Source organism: Streptomyces sp. yr375, from assembly GCF_900110755.1.
GTDB lineage: Bacteria > Actinomycetota > Actinomycetes > Streptomycetales > Streptomycetaceae > Streptomyces.
The window spans coordinates 505148-528386 of record NZ_FOFF01000001.1 but is presented as its reverse complement, the minus strand read 5'-3'; the positions used below and the strand labels follow the sequence as shown (position 1 = coordinate 528386).

The 23239-nt window shown below is 73.9% G+C and carries 19 protein-coding genes; 14 read left to right on the top strand and 5 right to left on the bottom strand.

The window, feature by feature from the left end:
* The first annotated feature begins 126 nt into the window (after positions 1-126).
* The 9 genes from BMZ82_RS02090 to BMZ82_RS02050 all read left to right on the top strand — a co-directional run bounded on the left by BMZ82_RS02090 (position 127) and on the right by BMZ82_RS02050 (position 11222).
* On the top strand, positions 127-1119 hold the full coding sequence (locus BMZ82_RS02090; protein ID WP_093771143.1) for a FecCD family ABC transporter permease: 993 nt from the start codon (positions 127-129) through the stop codon (positions 1117-1119).
* Entirely contained in the window at positions 1116-2168 is a 1053-nt protein-coding gene (locus tag BMZ82_RS02085) for a FecCD family ABC transporter permease (RefSeq protein ID WP_093770927.1), read from the top strand. Before BMZ82_RS02090 ends, BMZ82_RS02085 begins: the two co-directional genes overlap by 4 nt.
* A complete protein-coding gene (locus tag BMZ82_RS02080) occupies positions 2165-2977 on the top strand; it encodes an ABC transporter ATP-binding protein (protein WP_093770926.1) in 813 nt (270 codons plus the stop codon). Before BMZ82_RS02085 ends, BMZ82_RS02080 begins: the two co-directional genes overlap by 4 nt.
* Positions 2978-3017: 40 nt before the next feature.
* Entirely contained in the window at positions 3018-4037 is a 1020-nt protein-coding gene (locus tag BMZ82_RS02075) for an ABC transporter substrate-binding protein (protein WP_093770924.1), read from the top strand.
* A 100-nt stretch (positions 4038-4137) separates the two neighbouring features.
* Positions 4138-5313 carry an ATP-grasp domain-containing protein gene (locus BMZ82_RS02070; RefSeq protein ID WP_093770922.1) on the top strand — a complete coding sequence of 392 codons (1176 nt, stop codon included), beginning with the start codon at positions 4138-4140 and terminating at the stop codon, positions 5311-5313.
* Positions 5310-7064: an IucA/IucC family protein gene (locus BMZ82_RS02065; RefSeq protein WP_093770920.1), complete on the top strand. Its 1755-nt coding sequence runs from the start codon at positions 5310-5312 to the stop codon at positions 7062-7064. The genes BMZ82_RS02070 and BMZ82_RS02065 overlap by 4 nt, the downstream gene beginning before the upstream one ends.
* Entirely contained in the window at positions 7061-8272 is a 1212-nt protein-coding gene (locus BMZ82_RS02060; protein ID WP_256251709.1) for an MFS transporter, read from the top strand. The genes BMZ82_RS02065 and BMZ82_RS02060 overlap by 4 nt, the downstream gene beginning before the upstream one ends.
* The gene (locus BMZ82_RS02055) at positions 8272-10020 is read left to right on the top strand and encodes an IucA/IucC family protein (protein WP_093770918.1); all 1749 of its coding nucleotides are present in this window, start codon (positions 8272-8274) and stop codon (positions 10018-10020) included. Before BMZ82_RS02060 ends, BMZ82_RS02055 begins: the two co-directional genes overlap by 1 nt.
* On the top strand, positions 10017-11222 hold the full coding sequence (locus tag BMZ82_RS02050; RefSeq protein ID WP_093770916.1) for a type III PLP-dependent enzyme: 1206 nt from the start codon (positions 10017-10019) through the stop codon (positions 11220-11222). The genes BMZ82_RS02055 and BMZ82_RS02050 overlap by 4 nt, the downstream gene beginning before the upstream one ends.
* A 68-nt stretch (positions 11223-11290) precedes the next feature.
* Here BMZ82_RS02050 and BMZ82_RS02045 read toward each other — a convergent pair whose 3' ends face one another.
* A complete protein-coding gene (locus BMZ82_RS02045; protein ID WP_093770914.1) occupies positions 11291-11590 on the bottom strand; it encodes a hypothetical protein in 300 nt (99 codons plus the stop codon).
* A gap of 175 nt (positions 11591-11765) precedes the next feature.
* On the opposite strand from BMZ82_RS02045, the gene BMZ82_RS02040 reads away from it, so the two are divergent.
* The 3 genes from BMZ82_RS02040 (at position 11766) to BMZ82_RS02035 (ending at position 13697) form a co-directional block, all read left to right on the top strand.
* Complete coding sequence (locus BMZ82_RS02040; RefSeq protein ID WP_093771139.1) at positions 11766-12131, top strand: nuclear transport factor 2 family protein; 366 nt, start codon at positions 11766-11768, stop codon at positions 12129-12131.
* A 7-nt stretch (positions 12132-12138) separates the two neighbouring features.
* Positions 12139-12351 carry a hypothetical protein gene (locus tag BMZ82_RS40535; RefSeq protein ID WP_177244337.1) on the top strand — a complete coding sequence of 71 codons (213 nt, stop codon included), beginning with the start codon at positions 12139-12141 and terminating at the stop codon, positions 12349-12351.
* Positions 12352-12428: 77 nt separating this feature from the next.
* A complete protein-coding gene (locus BMZ82_RS02035; RefSeq protein ID WP_093771137.1) occupies positions 12429-13697 on the top strand; it encodes a glycosyltransferase in 1269 nt (422 codons plus the stop codon).
* Here the strand turns inward: BMZ82_RS02035 and BMZ82_RS02030 are convergent.
* Positions 13694-14356, bottom strand: coding sequence for a TetR/AcrR family transcriptional regulator (locus BMZ82_RS02030; RefSeq protein WP_093770912.1), 663 nt, complete (start codon positions 14354-14356; stop codon positions 13694-13696). The genes BMZ82_RS02035 and BMZ82_RS02030 overlap by 4 nt on opposite strands.
* Before the next feature lie 99 nt (positions 14357-14455).
* The gene (locus BMZ82_RS02025) at positions 14456-16321 is read right to left on the bottom strand and encodes a cellulase family glycosylhydrolase (RefSeq protein WP_093771135.1); all 1866 of its coding nucleotides are present in this window, start codon (positions 16319-16321) and stop codon (positions 14456-14458) included.
* Between the two features lie 171 nt (positions 16322-16492).
* Between BMZ82_RS02025 and BMZ82_RS02020 the strand changes: the two genes are divergently transcribed.
* Positions 16493-17608, top strand: coding sequence for an XdhC family protein (locus BMZ82_RS02020; RefSeq protein ID WP_093770911.1), 1116 nt, complete (start codon positions 16493-16495; stop codon positions 17606-17608).
* Between the two features lie 190 nt (positions 17609-17798).
* On the opposite strand, the gene BMZ82_RS02015 is transcribed toward BMZ82_RS02020, so the two are convergent.
* Positions 17799-18299 carry a metallophosphoesterase family protein gene (locus BMZ82_RS02015; protein ID WP_093770909.1) on the bottom strand — a complete coding sequence of 167 codons (501 nt, stop codon included), beginning with the start codon at positions 18297-18299 and terminating at the stop codon, positions 17799-17801.
* A 176-nt stretch (positions 18300-18475) separates the two neighbouring features.
* Here BMZ82_RS02015 and BMZ82_RS02010 point away from each other — a divergent pair, with 176 nt between their 5' ends.
* The gene (locus BMZ82_RS02010; RefSeq protein ID WP_093770907.1) at positions 18476-20410 is read left to right on the top strand and encodes a glycosyltransferase family 2 protein; all 1935 of its coding nucleotides are present in this window, start codon (positions 18476-18478) and stop codon (positions 20408-20410) included.
* Positions 20411-20591: 181 nt separating this feature from the next.
* On the opposite strand, the gene BMZ82_RS02005 is transcribed toward BMZ82_RS02010, so the two are convergent.
* Positions 20592-23147: a SpoIIE family protein phosphatase gene (locus BMZ82_RS02005; protein ID WP_177244336.1), complete on the bottom strand. Its 2556-nt coding sequence runs from the start codon at positions 23145-23147 to the stop codon at positions 20592-20594.
* Positions 23148-23239 lie beyond the last annotated feature (92 nt).

The window sequence follows — 23239 nt, the reverse complement described above, 5'->3', positions numbered from 1 at the left end:
ATTCCGCGGCGCGACCCATTTGATGTGAGGATCACATACACCGCACAGCCGGTTGAAAACTAAAGGAAGCCTAACCTAAGCTCACACCTTGTGACTGCGACCCGACAGGACGCGCTGCCCACGGGTGTGCCCTCCCGTGCCCTGCGGCATGTCTCCCTCTTCCTCACCGGCATCGGTGCCCTGGTGCTGTGCACCGCGTTGAGCCTCGCGCTCGGCGCGCGTTCGGTGCCCCTGTCCACCGTGGCCGACGCGCTGTTCGGCGACGCCCACGGGAGAGACGCGCTCGTGGTGACCGGCCTGCGGCTGCCGCGCACGGTCATCGGACTCGCCGTGGGCGCAGCGCTGGGCGTCGCCGGGGCGGTCGCCCAGGGCGTCACACGCAACCCCCTCGCCGACCCGACCACGCTCGGGATCAACGCGGGCGCCGGTTTTTCGGTGGTGGTCGCGATCTACGCGCTGAGGCTCGACAGCCCCGTCGAGTACGTGTGGTTCGCCTTCGCCGGCGCCGCGGGCGCGGCCCTCTTCGCGCAGGCTCTCTCCCGGCGCGCCGGGGACATCGACCCCGTACGCCTGGCACTTGGCGGCACCGTGCTCCAACTCGTGCTGCTGTCCTGGACGTCGGCGGTGATGCTGCTCAACCAGCGCACGCTGGACGAGGCGCGGTTCTGGCTCGCCGGGTCCCTCGCGGATCGCCCCTTCGACGTGCTGTGGCCGGTCCTGCCGACGCTCGTGCTCGGGCTGCTCCTCGCCCTGGCCGTCTCCCCCGCGCTCAACACCCTTGCCCTGGGCGACGATTCGGCGCAGGCGCTCGGTGTGCCGGTGACCCGGATCCGGCTGGCGAGCGGCATCGCGGTCGTCCTGCTCGCCGGATCGGCGGTCGCCGTGGCCGGACCGGTCGCCTTCATCGGACTGGCCGCCCCCCACCTCGTACGGCCCCTGCTCGGCGGCGACCACCGGCTGCTGGTGCCCGGCTGTCTCGTCGCGGGACCGCTGCTGCTCCTGTCCGCCGACATCCTGGGCCGGCTGGTGATCCGGCCGTCCGAACTGGAGGTCGGCATCGTGACCGCGTTCCTCGGCGCCCCGCTGCTGGCGCTGCTCGCCCGGAAGGTGGCCCGATGACCGCCGCGTCGCTGCTCTCCCCGCCCAAGGCGGCCACCTCCCGGGGCCGCGTCCGCCGCCGGGTCCTGCTGTTCGCGCTCATCGGCATCGCCGCCCTGTTCACGCTGCTCACCGTCTCCCTGACGACGGGTGAGATGAGCATCCCGGCCGGGACCGCGCTGCGCGCGCTGGTCGGACTCGGGGACTCCGGGGATGTACTGGTGATCCAGCAGTTCCGCGCGCCGCGCGCGGTGGCCGCCATCGTCGCCGGGGCCGGGCTCGGGGTCGCCGGGTGCGTCCTGCAACGGCTGTTCCGCAACCCGCTGGCCTCGCCCGACGTGATGGGCGTGACCGGCGGGGCGTCGCTCGGCGCGGTCGCGCTGATCGCCGCGGGCGCCACCCAGACGCTGATCCCGGTCGGCGCGCTGTCCGGCGGCCTGCTCGCCGCGCTGCTCCTCGGCGTGTTCGGCTGGCGCTCCGGGCTCGCGGTCACCCGGCTGGTCCTGACCGGACTCGCCGTGCAGGCGGCGCTGGCCGCCGCCGTGAACCTGATGATCGTGCGCTTCCCCGCCGAACTCGCCGGTTCCGCCCTCCAGTGGACGACCGGTTCGGTGTACGGGCGGACCTGGACGGAGGTGTGGGGAGCGGGCGCCGCCATGCTGCTCGCGCTGGCCGCCGCGTTCGCCCTGCACCGCAGCCTCGCGGTCCTGGACCTCGGGGACGACTCGGCGGGCGCCCTCGGACTGCGCACCTCCCACGCCCGCCTCCGCCTCCTGGTCGTGGCGGTCGTGCTGGCCTCGCTGGCCGCGGCGCTCGCGGGCCCGGTGACGTTCGTGGCGCTCGCCGTGCCGCACGTCGTGCGGTTCCTCACCGGGCCGCCGACGGCCGTCTCCCTGGCGCTGGCCGGTCTCACCGGCGCGGTGCTGCTCCTCGCCTCCGACCTGGTGGTCCAGCACCTGCTGCCGGTCGAGGGCCTCCCGGTCGGCGCGGTCACCGCCACGCTCGGCGCGCCCTGGCTGCTGGTGCTGATGCTGCGTCAGAGCTCGCCCGTCCAAAGGAGTCACGGATGACCCACAACCAACTCACCACGCAGGGCCTCGACCTGCGCTACGGCGACCGGCTCGTCGTCGACGGGCTCGACCTGACGCTGCCCGGCGGCGCGGTGACCGCCATCGTCGGCCCCAACGCCTGTGGGAAGTCCACCCTGTTGAGGGGTCTGAGCCGGCTCCTCGCGCCCGCCGCCGGCACGGTCGCGCTGGACGGCGCGGACATCCACGCCATGCCCGCCCGCGCGCTGGCCCGCCGTCTGGGCCTGCTGCCGCAGCAGCCGGTCACACCGGAGGCGATCACCGTCGAGGCGCTCGTCCGGCTCGGCCGGTATCCGCACCAGCGGCTGCTGAGCCCCTGGTCGGCCGCCGACCAACGGGCCGTGGACGAGGCCCTGGAGCGCACCGGCACCGCGCCGCTGCGCGACCAGCCGGTGGACCGGCTCTCCGGCGGTCAGCGTCAACGCGCCTGGATCGCGCTGGCGTTGGCCCAGGACACCGAGCTGCTGCTGCTCGACGAGCCGACCACCTTCCTGGACCTGCGCCACCAGCTCGACGTCCTCGACCTGGTCGCGTCCCTGCACGCCGAGTCCGGCCGCACCGTCGTCATGGTGCTGCACGACCTCGGCCAGGCCGCCCGCTACGCGGACCACATGGTCGTCCTCAAGGACGGCCGGCTCGCCGCCGCCGGGCCGCCCGCCGACGTACTCGACGCGGAGCTGGTCAAGTCCGTGTTCGAGGTGGACTGCCGGGTCGTCCCCGACCCGGAGACCGGCACCCCGCTGGTCGTCCCGAAGAGCAGCGCGGTACGGCATTCCGCCGCCTCCGTGTGAACCCACGCCCCGGTCCCGGGGCCCAAGGAGAAAGACCTCCATGTCCAAGCGCTCTCCCCTGCGCGGATTCGGCCGTCTGATGGCCGTACCGCTCGCCGTCGTCCTCGGTACGACCCTGCTCGCCGCCTGCGGTGACGACTCCTCCGGCAAGAAGGCCGACGCCGAGCCGGCCGCCGCCTCCGCCGCCGGTTTCCCGCGCACCGTGAAGACCGCGATGGGCGACGTGAAGATCCCCACCCGGCCGAAGCGGGTCGTCGTCCTCGACACCGGCGAGCTGGACGACGTCACCCTGCTCGGCATCGACCCGGTCGGCGCGGTCGCCCCGCACTTCAAGACCGGGGGCGGCTTCCCGACCTATCTGAAGGGCGAGTTGAGCGGGACGGCGGACGTCGGCCCGCTGCTGGAGCCCAACCTCGAGAAGATCGCCTCGCTGAAGCCCGACCTGATCCTGTCCTCCAAGGTCCGGCACGAGAAGGTCTACGACAAGCTCAGCGCCATCGCGCCGACCGTGTTCACCGAGACCACCGGCGGGGTCTGGAAGGAGAACCTGAAGGTCCACGCCGAGGCGCTGGGCCTGGAGAAGGAGGCCGCGGCCAAGGTCACGGCGTACGAGACGCGGGCCAAGGCGCTCGGTGCGGCCATCAAGGCGAAGGACGGCGGCACCATGCCGACCGCGTCCGTGGTCCGCTTCATCGCCGGTCCGACGCGGCTGTACCAGACCAACTCCTACAGCGGTGTCGTCCTGAACGACATCGGCCTGAAGCGTCCCGCGACGCAGGTCTCCACCGACCCCACGGTCACCATGAAGGACGTCAGCCCCGAGCAGATCGACCAGGCCGACGCCGACCTGATCTTCGTGACCTCCGCCGACGCCGAGGACAAGACCCAGAAGAAGCAGGTCGTCTCCAACCCGGTGTGGAAGGACCTGCCGGCCGTGAAGAACGGCAAGGTCTTCGAGGTGCCGGACGAGACGTGGATGTCCGGCATCGGCGTCCAGGCCGCCGGGGAGATGCTCAAGGACGTGGCGAAGGCCGCCGGCGTGACCCTCCCGGCGAAGTAACGGCCGCTGTCCTTCGGGGCGGACCGGTTCCGCGGATGCACGGGATCCGCGGCGGTCCGCCCCCGACCCCCCACCCGCTAGCGGAAGTTGTCGCACAGTCATGCGCCTGTACCTGCTCGCCCTCAACCCGACCGACTCCGTCACCGAGGGTTTCCTGCCCGCCGCCGCCCGCCTGGGCCTGGACGTGACCGTCCTCACCGACCAGCCCGAGGCGCACCGCCGCACGTACCCGGACATCGATGTCCTGGAGTGCGACGTGCGCGACTTCCGGGCCGTCGTCTCGCGGATCTCCGCGCATCACCGCCCGGACGGCGTCTTCACCAACAGCGACCACCTCCAGACCCAGGCCGCGCTGGCCGCCGGCTACTTCGAGCTGCCCGGCAAGGACTGGCGGGCCACGCTGCGCTGCAAGGACAAGGCCGAGACGCGCCGCCGGCTCGCCGTGACCGGCGTGGACACGGTGTGGTCGGCCGTGATCACCGAGCCGGTGGCCCCGCAGGACGCCCCCTACCCCTGCATCGTCAAGCCGCGCGAGGGCGTGGCCAGCGAGGACGTCGTCCTCGTGGACGGGCCGGAGGACCTGGTGACCAGGTCGAAGGAGATATTCGAGCGGCGGCCGGGCGTCGCCCTGGTCGTCGAGGAGTACCTGCCCGGCGAGCTGTACACCCTGGAGACGCTCGGCGACGGCCGCACCCGGCAGGTCCTGGGCGGCTTCCACACCGAGCTGTCGCCGCCGCCGTACTTCATCGAGGAGCGCCTCACCTTCGTGCCGGCGCATCCGGAGCCGGTCGCCGATCAGGTGCTGGCCCAACTGGACGCGCTGGGCGTCGGGTTCGGGGCCTGTCACACCGAGTTCGTGGTGCACGAGGGCCGGGCGCGGATCATCGAGGTCAACTACCGGGCCATCGGCGACCAGTGCGACCTGCTGCTCGCACGGCTGCTGGACATCCCGCTCTTCGAGCACATCCTGCGCGTCCACCTCGGCGAGACCCTCCCCGCGGACCTCGGCGCCCGCCGCGACGGCGCGGCCCGCCTGGACTACCCGTGCGCGGACCGGGCCGGAACCCTCACCGCCGCCCCCGAGGACACCGAACTCACCGTCGACGGCGTCCACTTGACGTACCGTTCGATGCGCCCGACCGGCGAGCGGCACGAGCTGTACCAGACCAACCGCGACTACCTCGGCGTCCTGCGGGCCGTCGGCACCGACCAGGCCACGGTCGACCGCGTCGCGACGGACTTCCTGGCGGACCGGCGCTGGGAGATCCAGCCATGACGGCCCCGGCACCGGCCCCCGCACACGCCTCCGCCCCGGCCCTGGACTGCGAGGCCGAGCTGCTCACCCGGATCCTGAGCGCCCTGCTGCGGGAGGACGTCGTCGGCCTGCGCACCCGCAGCGCGCTCGTGCACCGCCCGGACGGCGCGTGGCTGCGGCTGCCCGTGCCGGACGACGCCGGCGCCCTGCTGCTCCCGGTCGCCGAGGACGGCTTCCAGTGCCGGTACGAGGCGCGGCTGCCGCTCCTGGTCCGCGAGTCCGACGGCACCCCGCTGACCTCGTACGACGCCGTGCTCGCCGCGTTGCGGGCGCTGGCCGAACCGGCCGACCGGGGCGGCTTCGACGCCTTCGCCGAGGAGTGCCGTCAGACGCTGGAGACGCTGCGCCTGCACGCCGCGACCCGCGCCGACGTCCTGGACGGGCTCGCCGCGCGGTACGGCGCCGACCCGGCGCACTGGACCGGGCTCACCGGGGCCGTCGCCCTGGACGCGCTGGCCGCCCGCCTCGACCACCCCGTCTATCCGACGGCACGCGGTCGCGCGGGGCTTGCCGAGGAACAACTGCGGTCCTACGCACCGGAGTTCCACCCGCGTTTCGCGCTGCGCTGGCTGGCCGTGCCCCGGGAGGCCGTCACCGGCGGGTTCCCGGACTCCTGGCCCACGCCCGAGACGCTCGGTCTGCCCGAGCTGCACGGCACCCATGTCGCCCTGCCCGTACACCCGTTGACCGTCGGCGCCCCGCTCGACGAGGCCCTGCGGGCGGCCGGCCTGACGGACCGGGCCGTCCTCGCCGAGCGGGCTCATCTCGACGTCGTCCCCACCCTGTCGATGCGCACGGTCGCGGTCGCCGACGATCCCTCCCTGCACCTCAAACTGCCCCTGGCCACCGCCACGTTGGGGCTGCGCAACAAGCGGTCCATCAAGCCGGGCACCCTGGTGGACGGGGCGGCGGGACAGCGGCTGCTGGCGGCGGTGATCGACCGCGAGACCCGGTTCCGGGACACGATCCTGCACGCCGACGAGACGACGTACGCGCACGCCGGACACGAACTCCTCGCGGTACTGTGCCGCCGCTACCCGGCCGGTCTCGAGGACAGCACCGTCGTCCCGCTGGCCGCGCTGCTCGCCGAGGCACCGGGCGGCGGGCTGGTGATCGACCACCTCGCCGACCGCTTCCACGACGGCGACCCGCTCGCCCTGCTGGACGCCTGCCTGACACTGCTCTTCGACTGGCAGACCACCCTGTTCGGCTACGGCATCGCCCTGGAGTCGCACCAGCAGAACCTGTCGCTGATCCTCGGGTCCGGCGGTCCGCGTCTGCTGCTCAAGGACAACGACGGGCCACGGATCGACGCCGACCGGCTGGAGTCCGTGCTGCCCGGGCAGCCCTGGGGCTTCGACGACGCCCGGACCTTCACCGCCGGCCTCGGCCCGGTCGCCGACGTGTTCGCCACCATCACCCTCCATCTGTGCGCGGCGGCCCCCGCGTTCGCGCTCGCGCGCCACGGCCGCGCCCCGCTCCCCGTACTGCTGGGCCTGGTCCGCGACCGGCTCACGGAGGCGGTCGGACGGCTGGGCGGCGAGCCCGGCGAGGTGCTGCGGGAGCGGGTGCTGGACGCGCCGCACCTGCCGGTGAAGGCGATGGTCACCGCCGGGACCCTGCTGACCAAGGAGCGCTCGGGCGCCGCCGACGTCAACAAGCACTACACCACCGGCCCCAACTACCTGCTGGACGACGGGGGTGCACGGTGAGCGCCGGGACCCTGCCGAAGCCGGAGCGGACGGCGGAGCCGGGCTTCGGGCGGCCGCAGGTGTTCGCGGTGGCCGGCTGCTACTTCGTGGCCTCGTTCGCCGCGCTGGGTCTGCCGCCGTATCTCACCGAGATCCTCCCGGAGTTGGGCGACCGCGGGGCCCGCTGGGCGGGGGTGCTGTACATCGTGCCGACCGTGTTCGGCGCGCTCGGCGCCCCGCTGTGGGGGCGGCTCGCCGACCGCTACGGGCGCAAACGGCTGTTGCTGCGCGCGCAGTTGGGGCTCGCGGTGTCGTTCCTGCTGGCGGGCTGGGCGGACTCGCTGCTCACGTTCACTCTGGCGCTGGTGCTCCAGGGCATCCTGGGCGGCACGTTCGCCGCGTCCAACGGCTATCTCGGCTCGGCCCTCCAGGGGCCCGCCCTCTCCCGGGCGCTCACCCTGATGCAGGGCAGTGCGCGGGCGGCGCTGGTCGCCGCGCCGATCCTGGTGGGCTCGCTGTCCGGCTGGCTGTCGCCGCACCGCCAGTACGCCCTGCTCGCCGTCCTGCCGCTGACGGCCGCACTGCTGCTGGCGGCCCTGCCGGAGCCCGAGCCGGCCCGGGCGGCGGAAGACCGGGCCGAGGAGTCGGCCCCGCAGGTCCCGCCCACGGTGTCCCTGCGGGCCCTGTACGTCCTGGAGTTCGCGTTCGTGTTCTCCACCGTCATCTCCTTCCCCTACCTGATCGCCCTCGTCGACGACCGGCTGCCGGGGACCTCTCCGACCCTGTCCGGTGTGCTGTTCGCGCTGCCGCACCTGGTGTACCTGGTGTCGGCGCTGGCCGTGCACGCCGCGTTCCGCGACCGGCCCCGGGCCGGGGTCGTGCTCGGGTTCACCTGTGTCGCCCTCGGCCTCGCCGGACACGGCGTCGCCGCCTCGCTGGCCGAGCTGATCGCCGTACGGCTGCTGCTCGGCGCGGGGCTCACGCTGGGCCTGGTGTCGCTGTCGGTGCTGGCCGCCGACTGCGCCCGGGGCCGGGCGCCCGGCGGGCTGTTCGGCTCGATCGAGTTCTTCTCCAAGGCCGGCGCGGTCGCCGCCGGCGTGGCCGCGGCGGCGGGCAGCGCCCGCTTCGGACCGGCCGCACCCGTGCTGACCGGCGGCGCGGCCGCCGCCGTCACCGCCCTCGTGACCCTCCTCACCGCACCGACCCTGCGCACCCGCTGGAGCCGTTGATGCCCTCCCTGACCGACTCCCCCGGCGCCACCGCCGCCCCGGCCGGCCTGCCCTCCGCCGACGAGGCGGTGGCGCACACCCTCGTCAACTGCCTCCTGCGCGAGGTGTCCGGCCCCGAGCACCAGACGGTCGTCGCCGACGGCAGCCTCCTGCTGCGGCTGCCGCGCCGCGGGGTCCTGCTGCGCGTGGCGCTGCGCCGCACCTCGCTGCTCGGCGCGCACCGCTTCACCGGCGCGGTCGCCGAGCAGGGCGACGAGGGCGACTGGTCGGAGGTGGACTGGCGGCGGCTGGCCGCGTACGTGCACGACGAACTGTCGCTGCGCACCGGGGTGCGCAACGAGGAGTTCCTCGAGCAGATCGCCTCCAGCCACGAGGCGGTGACCACGACGCTGGCCGCTGTGTCCCGCAAGGGCCACGCGCCCGAGGACCGCCTGTCCGCCTACCTGGACTCCGAGCAGTCGCTGCTCTTCGGGCACCGCTTCCACCCCACCCCCAAGGCCCGCACCGGAGATCCGCGCGCCTGGTCGGCGTACGCGCCGGAGGTGGGCGCCGCCTTCCCGCTGCGGTACCTGGCCGTGCGCGCGGAGCTGGTGGCCGAGGAGAGCGCGCAGCCCTGGGCGACCGCCGCGCTCGACGACCTCGGCCCGGAGGTGCCAGGCGGCTACCGGCTGCTGCCCGCGCACCCCTGGCAGTACGAGACGCTGCGCGAACACCCCTTGCTGCGGGCTGCGTTGGACAGCGGCGACGTCCTGGACCTGGGTCCGGGCGGCCGCCCGTTCGCCGCCACCGCCTCGGTGCGGACGCTGTACGACGGCGAGACGTTCCTCAAGTTCAGCCTGAACGTGCGGATCACCAACTGCCTGCGCAAGAACAGCACGTACGAGCTGTCCGGCGCGGTCGCCCTCACCCGCGCGCTGGCCCCGGCCCTCGCCGACCTGGCCGAGCGCTTCCCGGGCAGCGGGGTGCTGCGCGAGCCCGCCTACCGCAGCCTCGCCCTGCCCGGCGCGGACGGCGCGCCGGACCGCGACCTGCTGGAGGGCTTCGGCGTCATCGTCCGCGAGGGACTACCCAGCAGGCTTGCCCCCGGCACCACTCCGCTGCTGGCCGCCGCCGTCGCCGACGAGTTCCCCACCGGCGCCGCCCAGGTCTCCCGGCTGCTGCCCGACGCCCGCCCGGACACGGCGCTCGCCTGGTGGTCGGCCTACCTCGACCTGCTCGTCCCGCCGGTGCTGGCCGCCTACTTCGACCACGGCCTGGTCCTGGAGCCGCACCTGCAGAACGTGCTGGTGTGCGTCGACGGCGACGGCATGCCCGCCCAGGTCCTCTTCCGCGACCTGGAGGGCACCAAGCTGCTCCCGGAGCACCACCGGGACACCCTCGCCGCGCTGCCGCGCGAGGTCGCGGAGCCGATGACCTACGACGCGCAGCGCGGCTGGGACCGGGTGGTGTACTGCCTGCTGGTCAACCATGTGGCCGAGCTGCTCGCGGCCCTCGCCGACCTGCACCCGCATCTCGAGGCCGAGCTGTGGGCGCGCGTACGGGCCGTCCTCCAGGGCCACGCGGACCGGTACGGCTGCCCGCCCCGGCTCGCCGCGCTGCTCGCCGGGGTGCCGCTGCCCGCGAAGGCCAACCTGCTGACCCGCTGGGAGCGCAAGGCCGACCGCGAGGCGGGCTACGTACGGCTGCCGTCCCCGCTCGCCGAGGACGTCCTGCGCGACAGCGACACGACAAGGAGCACCACCCGATGACCCCGGCGGTACACGACCTCGCCCGCTCCCTCACATCCTCCGAACTCCCCGCGTACGTCTACGACTTGGCGGAACTGCGCGCGCATGCCGCCGCCGTCCGGGCCGCGTTGCCCGAGCGGGTCGAGCTGTACTACGCGGCCAAGGCCAACCCCGAGCCGGAGATCCTCGCCGCGCTCGGTCCGTACGTCGACGGCTACGAGGTCTCCTCGGGCGGCGAACTCGCCCATGTCGCCAAGGCGGTGCCGGGCCGGCCGCTCGCCTTCGGCGGCCCCGGCAAGACCCCGCAGGAGATCACGGACGCCCTCGCAACGGGCGTCGAGCGGTTCCACGTGGAGAGCGAGTCGGAGCTGCGGGTGCTGGCCGAGCTGGCGCGCCGGCACGCGCCAGGGCGGCGCGTCGCGGTGCTGCCGCGCGTCAACCTGCCCGTGGAAGGCGGGTCGTTGGCGGGCAGCTCGCTCGCGATGGGCGGCCGTCCGACACCCTTCGGCATGGACCCCGACCGCGCCGCGGCGATGATCCGGGCGCTGGCCGACGGGGCGTACCCGCAGCTCGAACTGCGCGGTGTGCACGCCCACTTGGCGAGCGGGCTGGAAGCCGCGGAGCAGCTCGCGGTGGCCGAGGCGATCGTGGGCTGGGCCACCGGACTGGGGGTGCCGCTCGCGGAGGTGAACGTGGGGGGCGGCATGACCGTCGACTACGCCGCGCCGCAGCGCCTCTTCGACTGGACGGCGTACGGGGCAGGCCTCGCGCGGCTCGCCGAGGCCCATCCGGGGCTCACGCTGCGCATCGAGCCGGGGCGGGCGCTGACCGTGTACTGCGGCTGGTACGTCACCGAGGTGCTGGACGTGAAGGAGAGTCACGGCGAGGAGTTCGCGGTCGTCCGGGGCGGTACGCATCACCTGCGGACCCCGGCGACGAAGGGGCACGACCAGCCGTGCGCCGTACTGCCGGTCGAGGAGTGGCCGCACCCGTGGCCCCGGCCCGCCGCGCGCGGCGACGAGGTCACGCTCGCCGGGCAACTGTGCACGCCCAAGGACACCCTCGCGCGGCGGGCGCCGGCGCCGGGGCTGCGGGCGGGCGACCGGGTGGCGTTCTCGCTGGCGGGGGCGTACGCGTGGAACATCTCGCACCACGACTTCCTGATGCACCCGCGCCCCGGCTTCCACTTCCTGGGGGCGGCCCCGGCGGGCAGCGGGGGCTGAACGCGTGTGGGGGCCGTCCGGACTTCGGACGGCCCCCACAGCGGGAGAAGACGGGAGAGGTGCGCGCCTCAGCCCTGGATCGCGGGCAGCAGCCCGGTGACGGGGGCGACGAGGTCGGTGACCTGGTGCAGCTCGTTCAACTGGTCGAGCTGGCTCACCTTGTTCAGCTCGCCCAGTTGCCGGGAGACCGGCGGGAGGTCGGCCCGGTGCTCCGCCGGAACCTGGTTCGCGGCGAGCGAGTCCAGCAAGGTCATCGGGTTGACCGGGGCGGCGGCCGGGGCTTCGGCCGCGTTCGCCATCGGTGCCGCGAGGCCCGCGACCCCGGCGGCGAGAGCGGCGATGGCGGCGATGCGTCGAGTGGAGATCATGCCCTCAGCAACGCCACGGACGCCGCGCGGACACGGGTGGGCGGCGGCGCTCACCCGACAGGCTGAGCGGGCCCGCTGCGCTTGCCGAGCCCGGCGGGACGGAGGAGCCTCGAAGGTGAGGGCCCGGCGGCCCGACCTTCCCTCGCGGCCGCGGCTCTCGGAGGAGGAGGTCACCATGGGTACCGCGGCAGGCTCCGCGTTCGACACCGAGACCCTGCGCAGAGGCATCGAAGGACACACCGCGACGGCACTGCTGTCGCTCTACGCCGACGACGCGGAACTACGCGTCGTCGACCACAACACCCAGCCGAGCGGGCCCAAGGTCCTGCACGGCCGGGACGAGATCGGCCGGATGCTCGAGGACGTCTACAGCCGGGACATGACCCACAAGCTGGAGGAGTGCGTCGTCCAGGGCGATCGCGCCGCCTACAGCGAGTCCTGCCGATACCCGGACGGCGTGCGCGTGCTCGCCGAGTCGATGATCACCCTGCGGGACGGAAAGATCGTCGAGCAGACGCTGATCCAGGCATGGGACGAGTAGGCCGGGCATGGGACGAGTAGGGAGGAGGACCGCCGGGGTCCAGGTCACCTCCCGGCTGACCTGGGCCTTCTCGGTGCGGGCGGGGGTGCGGCCGGTACGGTCGCGGCCGGCCCGCTCCCGGTCGCCGGCACCGGCGCTCGCGGCGGGCGGACGGGTGTCCGCCGCCCTGGTCCGGGCGGCGCTGCGAGCGGCACGCGCCCGCCGTCGCCACTCGAAGTGAAGTGGCCGTTTTCGTACGGTCATTCACCCACCGAGCGGCTCCGCACCGCCATACTGTGCGTCGTGCGAGTGGCGATCATGACGGCGGGATCCCGGGGCGACGTCGCCCCCTTCACAGGACTGGGCGCCGGTCTGGTGCGCGCGGGACACGAGGTCACCCTGGTCACGCATGCGCGGTTCGCGCCGCTGGTGACGGGCTCGGGGGTCGGCTTCCACGCGCTGCCGCTGGATCCGCGGGCCGAGCTGGAGTCCGAGCGGGGTCAGGGGCTGCACCGCAGCACCACCGGGCCGGGCAAACTGCTGCGGGTGGCGCGGATGGCGCGGGCGCTGGTCGGGCGGATGACCGACGACCTGCTGACCGCCGCCCAGGAGAGCGACGTGCTGCTGCTGTCCGCGTCGGTTGCGCCGCTGGGGCACGCCATCGCCGAGGGCCTGGCCCTGCCGAGCCTCGGGCTCTATCTCCAACCCGTCGCCCCGACAAGGGAGTTCGGGCCGCCGTTGCTGGGCGGCGGTTCGTGGGGAGCGGTCGGCAACCGGCTCGCCGGGCACGGTGTCGGCGTGGCTTTCGAGCAGATCTTCGCCCCCGTCCTGCCGACGGTGCGGGCCCGGCTGGGGCTGCCCGCCGTACGCCGCGCCGCCGGGCTGCGGGCGCGGGACCGGGAGCGGCGCGGCTGGCCGGTCCTGCACGGCTTCAGCCCGCTGGTGGTGCCCCGGCCCCGGGACTGGCGCCCGGAACTGGATGTCACCGGGTACTGGTGGCCGTACGACCGTGAGACCCGACTCCCGGCCGCCGTGCGGGAGTTCCTCGACGCCGGGGAGCCGCCGGTCTTCGTCGGTCTGGGCAGCGCGACGGTGCCCGACCCGCGGCGGCTCAGCGCCGAGATCGTGCGGGCCCTGCGGCGGGCGGGGCTGCGCGGGGTGATCCAGCGCGGCTGGGCGGGCCTCGCGGCCGACGGCGACGACATGCTGACCGTCGACGACGTGCCGCACTCGCTGCTCTTCCCGGAGACGGCCGCGGTGGTCCACCACTGCGGCGCGGGCACCACGGCGGCCGGGGTCCGGGCCGGGGTGCCCGCCGTGCCGGTGCCGATCCAGTTCGACGAGACGTTCTGGGCCGACCGGCTGGTCGCCCTCGGCGTGGCCCCGAGGACGCTCCCGCTGCGCCACCTCACCGCCGACACCCTGACCGCCGCCCTCGTCCGCGCCACCCGCGATCCCGAACACCGCGAGCGGGCACGGGAGTTGGGGGCCCGGGTGCGCGGGGAGAACGGCGTGGAGCGGGTGGTGGCGGCGGTGGCCCGGCTGTCGTCCGACCGGCCCGGCAAGAACAAACACGACAGGCTTTAGGCCGCCTCGGGCAGCCATCCCTGCGGTCGGAGGATGCCCAGCAGGTGGCGGACGAGTTCGTCGACCACCTCGTCGAGGGTCGCGTCCACCCATCCGGCGCTCCAGTCGTGGAGGAGGCCGTTGACGCTGCCGATGAAGGCCGCTGCCGCGAGGCGGTAGTCGCGGGGGGCCGCATCGCCGCGGGCGGCGGCCGCCGTCGCCTCGGCGCAGATGAGGTCGACCCAGTGGGCGCGGCGGGCCAGGCGCTGTTCCTCCAGCCGGGGGCTGACGCCGACGATCTCGACGAAGGTGATCCGGATGCGGCACGGGTCGGCCGTGACGTCGCCCGCGTAGGCGCGGAAGATCGCGGTGACGCGCTCGGCGAGCGGCAGGTCCCGCGCGGCGGCCAGGGCGGCCCCGACCGCTTCCTCGGCCCGGTCGTTGACCTGGAGGTGCAGCGCCGCGAGGACGTCTTCGAGGGTGCGGAACTCCTCGTAGAACTGGCGGGTCGACAGACCGGCCGCCTCGCTGAGGGAGGCGACCGTGGTGCCGCGGTAGCCGGGCGGGCCGCCGAACAGCCGCAGCGCGGCGTCGAGAAACCTCTCGCGCCGCTCTGCCTTGCGCTGTTCGGCGGTCTTGCCGCCGTACCGGCCGGTCGGCGTCCTGAACCTGCCCGCCACTGCCCCTCCTCGTCGCTCCGTGCGCTCCCCCGAGGACGACGGTAGCTGACGTTCGGTAGCTGACGATCCATCAACCGGCCGATGGCGCAACGGCCTTGGTCAGCCCACCTGCTGCGCGACCCAGGCGGAGAGTTCCGTGCGGGCGGCGGTCAGCAGGGTCGCGGTGGGGGCGGTGGCCCCGTTGGTGACGAGGGCGTAGTGCAGGGTGCCCGAGTCGGCGGTGCTGAGGAGAAGGCGTCGGCTGCCCGTGCCGCCCGGTTCGACGGCCGCGGCGATCTTCGTGGTGGTCGTGTAGGCGGGCGGGCCGTACACGGTGCCGAGGTCGGAGACGACCGTGGTGGTGGCCGTCGGGAAGGAGGCGGGCAGGTGCAGTTCGGTGGGTGCGGCGCCGCCGTTCGAGCGCCACACCAGCAGCCCGTACTGGCCGGAGCCGACGAGTTGGGCCGTGTTGGGCAGGGAGCTGGGGACCGGGTTCCAGGTGAGGGTGGTGGAGCCGTCGCGGGAGCGGTCCTCGTAGGTGAAGGCGACGGTCGTGCCGGAGGTGGCGCTCGGGTAGATCCGGTCGAGCAGCCGGGCGTCCTGACGGAGTGTCACCGTGCCGCTGTCGTCGAGGCGTACGGCGGAGAGGTCCTCGTCGTTCCAGGCGTCGCCTGCGGTGAGCACCTTGTCGGGGTTGTCGTTCATCAGTTCGTGGTGGCGGCCGTTGTAGATGTCCCACTGCCACTGCGAACCGGACAGGACCGAACCGGAGTTGGTGGGACTGGTCCACCAACTGACGCCCTTCACACGGGAGTCGAGGGCCTGGTACATGCCCTTCAGGACGGTCGGCGCCTTGTCGGAGACCGTGCCGGACAGCGGGTGGCCGAACTCGCTGACGATCGCCGCCGTCCCGGTCGCCGACGCGCGGTCGCGGACGGTGCCGAAGTCGGTGACGTACTGGCCGTTCTCGGCCTTGCCCCACATCAGGACGCCGGAGATGGCCTTCTGGTCGTAGAAGTGGGTGTTGAAGACGTAGCGGGAGCCGAGTGTGCCGACGTCGAGGAGGCCGCCCTCCTGCTGGGAGACGTTGCCGTTCCAGAACATGTTCGGCTCGACGAAGGCGGGCTTGTCCTGCCAGCCCGCCGCGTCCATCCTGGCCCGGAACTTGACGTAGAAGGGCCACAGCAGGTCGCGTTCCCAGGTGCGGCTGGTCTGCCTGGAGGTGTAGGTGCCGGCGTACGGCTCGTTGTAGGGGTCGAAGCCGACGATGCCCGCGAACTCCTCGTCGGTCAGGTGCTGTTTGACGTACGCCATGGTCTGCTGGGCGGTGGCGAGGAAGTTGTCCTGGACGCCGTAGGCGTTGTGCCAGAAGTCGTACTGGCCGGCCTTCACGGCGTTGTTCTGGGTGATGTTCTGGCCCCAGAGGAAGCAGATGCCGCAGGATTCGGTGGGGTAACCGCCCAGGTCCACCGCCCACTTGGGGGCGCCGTCGCCGGTGTACCAGCTTCCCGTGTTGAACAGGTGGCGGGAGTAGAGGTCCTGGTGGAAGTCGGGGTAGACGCGGATCCCGGCGTCGAGGAAGGCGCGGATCTGGTCGGTGACGCCGGCCAGGTAGGCGGTGTCGACCTGGCCGCGCACCGGTTCGGCGTAGGCCCAGGAGAGCAGGAAGCGGACGGAGTTGCCGCCACCGAGGGCGCGCAGCGCCGTCGCAGACTTCTTGGCGTCGGCGACCGAGGCGAAGGGCAGGCCGTTGTTCTCCGCGAGTTTGGTCTCGCCGGAGACGTTGTAGCCGCGCAGCACGACCTCGCGGCCGGTGCCGTCGACGAAGCGGCCGCCGGACACCGTGAGCGCCGTCCCGTCGAAGGGGAGGGAACCGGGGAGCGTGGCGGCCGCGGTGGCGGTCGGGGAGCCCGCCACCGTCAGGAAGCCACAGAGGCCGCACAGGACCACCAGGACAGCGAGCAGACGTGCCCGAATTTTCGTCATGTCCACTACAGTCCGATGCTTTCCGGACACCGTCAATACTTTCTGACCCACGAGTAAGTTCGGTATCTGTCCGCCCAGTTGGCCATCCGGCCCCTTCCGTGCCACGCCGGGCGGCGCAGCGCGGCCGGCGGCGGAACGGCGGGGCGGGCGGTATCGGATTAGCGTGCGAACATGCGCGAGATTCTGCCGGTGCTGGACGGGTGGTACGCGGCCGGTGTGCCGTTCGGGCTGGCCACCGTGGTCGCCGTCAGTCGCAGTGCGCCGCGTGATCCCGGGGCCGCGATGGCGGTGGGGCCCGGTGACGAGGTCGTGGGCAGTGTGTCCGGGGGGTGTGTGGAGGGCGCGGTGTTCGAGCTGGCCCGGGAGGTCGTGGCCGACCGGGCGGCCCGGCTCGCGACCTTCGGCTACAGCGCCGAGGACGCCTTCGCCGTGGGGCTGACCTGCGGCGGCGAGATCACGGTGCTCGTGCGGGCGGTCACGCCCGGTCTCGACCCGTCGTTCGGGGCGGTGGCCCGGTCGGTCGCCGCGCGCGAGCCGGTCACGGTGGCCACGGTCACCGACGGCCCCGCGCCGCGCGGGGCCACCCTGGCGGTCTGGCCGGAGCGCACCTCGGGCACGCTGGGCACGGCCGGTCTGGACGCGGCGGTCACCGCCGACGCGCGCGGTGAGCTCGCCCTCGGCGTCACCGGCGTACGGCACTACGGGCCGCGCGGCCAGCGCCGCGAGGACGCCGTCTCGGTGTTCCTGCACTCCTTCGCGCCGCCGCCGCGCATGCTGGTGTTCGGCGCGATCGACTACGCGGCGGCCGTGGCCCGGATCGGCGACTTCCTCGGCTACCGGGTCACGGTGTGCGACGCCCGCCCGCTGTTCGCCACGGCGAAGCGGTTCCCGCCGGGCGTGGAGGTCGTCGTGGACTGGCCGCACCGGTATCTGAGCGGCACGGACACCGACGGGCGCACGGTGATCTGCGTGCTGACCCACGACCCGAAGTTCGACGTGCCGCTGCTGGCGGTGGCGCTGCGCCGGCCGGCCGCCTACATCGGGGCGATGGGCAGCCGCCGTACCCATGACGAACGCCGTGCGCGCCTGGTCGAGGCCGGGCTCACCGACCGTGAGCTGACCCGGCTGCGCTCACCGGTCGGGCTGGACCTGGGGGCCCGTACGCCCGAGGAGGTGGCCGTGTCGGTGGCCGCCGAGATCGTCGCGCTGCGGTGGGGCGGCAGCGGCGCTCCGCTGACGGCGACGGCCGGGGCGATCCACCGGCGGGAGCGGGAGCCCGGCGCGTGAGCGTGAGGAGGTGTGGGACGCGCCCAGCGGGGTACGCGCCCGGTACGGACAGGCATGCATGTCCTTCCCTTCGTCTCACGAAGGAAGGAGGCACGTTGAGGCAAAGCACACTCGCAAGTTCCGGGCCGCCTCCGACCGTGTCGGCCGGAAGCGGCCCGGTTCTCTGCCCCCTCCGTATACGCCACGTCGTTCAGCGTGGTGGCAGCCGGTGCAGGACGACGTCCGTGAGGCGGCCGTCGGACGCGGTGGCCGTCAGGTAGGTGCGGTGCGGCTGGCGGCGCCGGTCGGTCGGGGAGCCCGGGTTGAGCAGGCGTGGTCCGCCGGGGGCGGTGGTGTCCCAGGGGATGTGGCTGTGGCCGAAGACCAGCACGTCCAGGTCAGGGAAGCGGGCGGCGCAGCGGGCCTCGCGGCCCTGCGCGGGGCCCGTCTCGTGGACGACGCCGAACCGCAGTCCGCCCAGCTCGGCGTACGCCACCTCGGGCAGGCGGGCGCGCAGGTCGGGACCGTCGTTGTTGCCGTACACGCCGACGAGGCGGCGGCTGCGGCTCGCCAGCAGGTCGAGGGTGGCGGTGTCGACCCAGTCCCCGGCGTGGATGACGACGTCCGCGTGCGGGAGCTCGTCGAGCAGCGGGGCGGGGAGCGCCCTGGCACGCTGGGGCAGGTGGGTGTCCGACATCAGCAGGAGGTGCACGGCGTCAGCCTACGAGATCACCGACTCGGGCGAACCGGGACAGGTCGGGCGTCGGTGGCGGGGTTAGCATCGGGCCACACGCGCCCGCCGCCGCCCCCGCACGGGGCGGGCGGGGCAGGGTGTCCAGCACGATCCAGCGAGATTCCGCGAGATCCAGCAAGGGGGCCAGGAGCCCGATGCCGGTCAAGGTCAGCGTCATCGTCCCCGTCCACAACCCCGGTTCGTTCATCGAGGACTGCGTCGCCTCGCTGCTGCGGCAGTCGCTCCCGCCGGACGAGTACGAGGTGATCTTCGTCGACGACGGCTCCACCGACGCCACCCCGGCCCGCCTGGACGCGCTGGCCGCCGAGGACTCCCGGGTCCGTGTCATCCACCAGGAGAACTCCGGCTGGGCGGGCAAGCCCCGCAACGTCGGCATCGACGCCTCCCGGGGCGAGTACGTCATGTTCGTCGACGACGACGACCATCTCGGCGACGAGGCGCTGGAGCGGATGTACGCCTACGGCGTCGAGAACGACGCGGACGTCGTCGTCGGCAAGATGGCCGGGAAGGGGCGCGCGGTGCCGGTGGAGCTGTTTCGCGCGAACCGCCCGCGCGCCGGGGTCGCGAACGCGCCGCTCATCGACAGTCTCACCCCGCACAAGATGGTCCGCCGGGCGTTCCTGGACCGCATCGGCCTGCGCTTCCCCGAGGGGCGGCGGCGGCTGGAGGACCACGTCTTCGTCACCGAGGCCTATCTGCGGGCCGGCAACGTCTCCGTGCTCGCCGACTACGTCTGCTACTACCACGTGCGGCGGGACGACTCCTCGAACATCAGCCTGCGGCGGTTCGAGCCGGCAGAGTACTTCAAGAACCTCCGGGAGGCCCTCGACGTCGTCGAGCGGTACACCGGGCCGGGGCCACTGCGCGACGGGCTGTTCCGGCGGTGGCTGCGGGTGGAGATGGTCGAGCGGCTGCGCGGCCGGCGCTTCCTCGACCTGCCGGAGGACTATCGCAGGGAGCTGTTCGAGGAGATCCACACGGTCGTCGTCGAGCGGTTCGGGCCGGGGGTGGCGGCTGCGTTGCAGCCCTCCCAGCGGGTCGTGGCAGCGCTGGTCGCCGACGGGCGGTACGACGACGTCGTCGCGTTCGCCGAGTGGGAGGCGGGCGTCGGGCTCGCCGTCGACCCGGAGGGCGTCGTATGGCAGGACGGCGTGCTGCGGATCGCGTTCGCCGCCGAACTCACGCACGACGGCGGGCCGATGACCTTCCCGTCGGCCGGGGGCACTCCGCAGTGGCCGCCGCGGGACATGGCGGAGGCGGTGCGCTGGCTGGGCACGGACACCGTGGACCGGTTCGACCGGACCGTGCCCGACCTGCTGCTGCGGGAGCGGACCAGTTCCGCGCAGTACTTCCAGCCGGCCGAGGTGGTGCGGGAGACGGTGCCGGCCGGTGACGGCAGCCGGGTACGGCTCGTGCTGCGGGCGACGGCCACCGTGGATCCCGCCACCGCGGTGAGCGGCGGCCCGCCGGGCGAGGGCCTGTGGGACGTGTGGGTGCGGGTGGGCCTGGGCGGCTGGACGAAGGAGCTGCGGCTGGGCCCGGCGCCCCGCCACCACGGCCGGCCCGCCCCGGCCGCCGGGGTCGTCGCGGGCCGGGTGGTGCTGCCGTACTGGACCGACCGGCACGCGAGTCTCGCGCTGGACGTCGGCCACGCGAGCAAGCGGCTCGGCCTGGGCCGGGTGTCGGCCGGGGACGTCACCGTCGCCGAGGACCGTCTCGGCGTGATCCTTCCGCTCTACGTGCCCGAGGCGACCTCCGTGCTGCTTCGGCTGGCCGGGGCCAGGTCAGGCGACCTGCGCGAGGTCTTCGGGACGCTGTCGCCGGGCGGCCGGCTGACGGCCGCCCTGCCGGACACCGGACCGGCGGGCCGGACCTGGCTGGCGACGGTGTGCCTCACCCCGGACACGGACGGGGCCCGCTTCCACCCGCTGCCGTTCGCCCTGCACCTCGCCCCGGACGGCGTCGTGGTGGTGCCCGCGCCGCAGCCCGGCGGCGCCCGGCACCTGGCCCACGGGCTGCGCCGCGCCATGTACCGGGCGCTCGGCCGGGTCACGGCCCGGGGAAAGTGACGGCCCCCGGCCACCTGATGGCCGGGCTCGGGCCGGGTCAGTGCGCGAGCAGCAGTTCGCCCCACACCTGCTTGCCACCGCTGACCGGCACCGTCGCCCGGGGCGCTCGGCCGGGGGACGGCCCGAGGAAAGACGGCCCGCGGGAATTCGGCGTCCGCGGCCACCTCTGGCCGGCCTTGGCTCAGTGCGCCGACTGCGTCGGCAGCAGAAGCTCGCCCCACACCTGCTTGCCGCCGCTGACCGGCACCGTCCCCCACGCGGCGGACACCGCCTCGACGAGGAGGATGCCGCGCCCGCCGGTGGACTGCCAGCCGACCGCGGCCGGTTTGACGGGGCTGCGGGGCGAGGCGTCGGTGACGACGACGCGCAGCCGTCGCTCGATCAGGGTGAGGTCGAGGCGGACCCGGCCGTCGGTGTGCGTCAGGGCGTTGGTGACGAGTTCGGAGACGACGAGCAGGGCGGCGTCCATCGCGGTGTCGGGGACGCCCCAGGCGCGCAGTGTGCGCCGGGTGAAGCGGCGGGCGTGCCGGGACGCCTCGGGCACCCGCCACACCGTCCAGCCCTCGCGGAGCGGGGTGACGGCCATGCCGTCGTAGCGCATGAGGAGCAGGGCGACGTCGTCGCCGCGGTGGGCGCCGGCGAGCAGGGCGTCGGCGACGAGGCCGAGGTGGGCGGGGTCGGCGCCGGACAGGCCGTGGGCGAGCCGGGCGAGGCCGGTGTCGATGTCCAGTTCGGCGGACTCGACGAGCCCGTCCGTGGTCAGGGCGATGACGGTGCCGGGCGGCAGTCGCAGCGGGGTCATCGGGAACTCGGCCCGCGGCACGACGCCGAGGGGCGGGCCGCCGTCGGTCTCGGCGATGACGGTGGAGCCGTCCGGGTGCCGCAGGACGGGCGGCGGGTGCCCGGCCCGTACGCACCAGGCGGTGCCCTCCTCCATGTCGACGTCGACGTAGCAGCAGGTCACGAAGAGGTCGGTCTCCAGCTCCAGCAAGAGCCGGTTGGCGTGGGAGACGACCACGTCGGGCGGGTGGCCCTCGGTCGCGTAGGCGCGCAGGGCCGTGCGCATCTGGCCCATGAGGGTGGCGGCGCCCGCGCTGTGTCCCTGGACGTCGCCGATGACGAGGCCCACGTGGTGGTCGGACAGCGGGATCACGTCGTACCAGTCGCCGCCGAGTTCGAGGCCCGCGGTGGCGGGCAGGTAGCGGGCGACGGCGGTCCCGCCGGCGAGCGGGGGCAGGCGGCGCGGAAGCAACTGGCGTTGCAGCATGCCGACGAGTTCGTGCTCGGCGTCGAAGGCGCGGGCCCGGGTCAGGGCCTCGCCCGCGAGGCCGGCGGAGGCGGTGAGCAGGGCGCGTTCGTCGGGGCCGAAGTCGTGCGGGGCGTCCCAGCCGATGAGGCAGGCGCCGGCCGTGCTGCCGCCGGCGGACAGCGGCAGCACGGCCAGGCCGCCGGGGCCGACCTCGGCGAGGCCCGGTTCCAGGGCGGCCCCGGCGGGCCAGATCCGGGCGCGGCCCTCGCGCAGGGCGGCGGCGAGGGTGGGCATGGTGCGCATGGGCGCGTCGGGCCACTCGGAGCGCCACTCCTGCCGCCACAGGGCGGGCCACGACTCGGGGTCGGGCGGGTCGAGGACGGTGACCACGAGCCGTTCGTTCTCCAGCTCGGCGAGCGCGATCCGGTCGGCCCGCAGCGGCCCCCGCAGGGCGGCGACGACGGCCTGGCCTACGTCGCGGACGGTGCCGGTGGTGGCGAGCGCGGCGGCGAGCCGCTGGACGCGGGCGACGTCGGTGACCTCGTCGCGCAGGGTGGAGACATCGGCGACGGTGCCCACGAGCCGCGCCGCACGACCGTCGCCACCGGGCCGCAGCCGACCCCGCAGCCTGAGCCACCGCGGCGGCCCGGCGCCCCTGAACACCCGGAACTCCAGCTCGCGTTCGCCACTCACCTGATCACCGGCGTCAACGACGGACATCAGCGACGGCAGATCCTCCGGAACGGCAACCCCGAGCAACGTCTCCACCCGCCCGTCGAACTCCCCCCGACCCAACCCGAACAACTCCAACACCCCGTCACCGACCTCGACCCGTCCGGTATCCAGGACCAGCTTGAAGTCGCTGGGGCGCAGGTCTCCGGTGGTGGTGAGGGGGGTGGGGGTGTGCGGGGCGGGGATGTGCGGGGTGGGGGCGGCCGGGGCCGGAAGAGCCTGGGCCGGGACGGCCGACGTAGGGCCGGCCGGGGCCGGGACAGCCCCGGCTGGGGGTGCGAGGGCTTTGGTGATGAGGGTCAGGCAGGTGCGGTTGTCGGGGGTGAAGCCGTTGGGGTGTTCCGTGAGGGCGAGGAGGGTGCCGCCGGGGGTGTTGGGCAGGGGCAGGGCGGCCAGGTGGGCGTTTCGGGGTGGGGTGTGCGGGGACTCCGTGCGGTCGGTGAGGCCGGCCGGGTCCAGCCATATCGGGCGGCCGGTGCGGTGGGCGGCGGCGGGCGGGGAGTCGCCGTCGAGCGGATAGCTGTCGCGCAGCCCGTACAACGTTCTCGGGACGCCTGCGGACTCGACGAGGCGGAGCGGCTCGCCGTCCGCGCCGGGCGTGTAGAGGGCGGCGAGGGCCGCGCCCGCGAAGACGAGGGCCTGTTCGAGCGTGCGTCGCACCCGTTCGGGTGAGTCGGGATCGGCCGCGATCGCTTCGAGGGCGTTTTCGACACACAGAGGTCCCGTTCTGCGCTCCGCGGCACCCTCACTGACCACGTCCGCAATTAGAGCGCCTAGGCGGTCCCCGCGCAGCCCCCATGCAGTCCCCGGTGCCGGGTTTCATGGAGGTCGGAGGGGGTGGATGGAGA

Bases quoted from the DNA above. Each gene is read 5' to 3' on its own strand.
- BMZ82_RS02035 (WP_093771137.1), top strand. From the start codon at position 12,429: ATGACGGCGGGATCCCGGGGCGACGTCGCCCCCTTCACAGGACTGGGC.
- BMZ82_RS02080 (WP_093770926.1), top strand. From the start codon at position 2,165: ATGACCCACAACCAACTCACCACGCAGGGCCTCGACCTGCGCTACGGC.
- BMZ82_RS02040 (WP_093771139.1), top strand. From the start codon at position 11,766: ATGGGTACCGCGGCAGGCTCCGCGTTCGACACCGAGACCCTGCGCAGA.
- BMZ82_RS02065 (WP_093770920.1), top strand. From the start codon at position 5,310: ATGACGGCCCCGGCACCGGCCCCCGCACACGCCTCCGCCCCGGCCCTG.
- BMZ82_RS02070 (WP_093770922.1), top strand. From the start codon at position 4,138: ATGCGCCTGTACCTGCTCGCCCTCAACCCGACCGACTCCGTCACCGAG.
- BMZ82_RS02085 (WP_093770927.1), top strand. From the start codon at position 1,116: ATGACCGCCGCGTCGCTGCTCTCCCCGCCCAAGGCGGCCACCTCCCGG.
- BMZ82_RS02010 (WP_093770907.1), top strand. From the start codon at position 18,476: ATGCCGGTCAAGGTCAGCGTCATCGTCCCCGTCCACAACCCCGGTTCG.
- BMZ82_RS02075 (WP_093770924.1), top strand. From the start codon at position 3,018: ATGTCCAAGCGCTCTCCCCTGCGCGGATTCGGCCGTCTGATGGCCGTA.
- BMZ82_RS02025 (WP_093771135.1), bottom strand. From the start codon at position 16,321: ATGACGAAAATTCGGGCACGTCTGCTCGCTGTCCTGGTGGTCCTGTGC.
- BMZ82_RS40535 (WP_177244337.1), top strand. From the start codon at position 12,139: ATGGGACGAGTAGGGAGGAGGACCGCCGGGGTCCAGGTCACCTCCCGG.
- BMZ82_RS02055 (WP_093770918.1), top strand. From the start codon at position 8,272: ATGCCCTCCCTGACCGACTCCCCCGGCGCCACCGCCGCCCCGGCCGGC.
- BMZ82_RS02050 (WP_093770916.1), top strand. From the start codon at position 10,017: ATGACCCCGGCGGTACACGACCTCGCCCGCTCCCTCACATCCTCCGAA.
- BMZ82_RS02045 (WP_093770914.1), bottom strand. From the start codon at position 11,590: ATGATCTCCACTCGACGCATCGCCGCCATCGCCGCTCTCGCCGCCGGG.
- BMZ82_RS02020 (WP_093770911.1), top strand. From the start codon at position 16,493: ATGCGCGAGATTCTGCCGGTGCTGGACGGGTGGTACGCGGCCGGTGTG.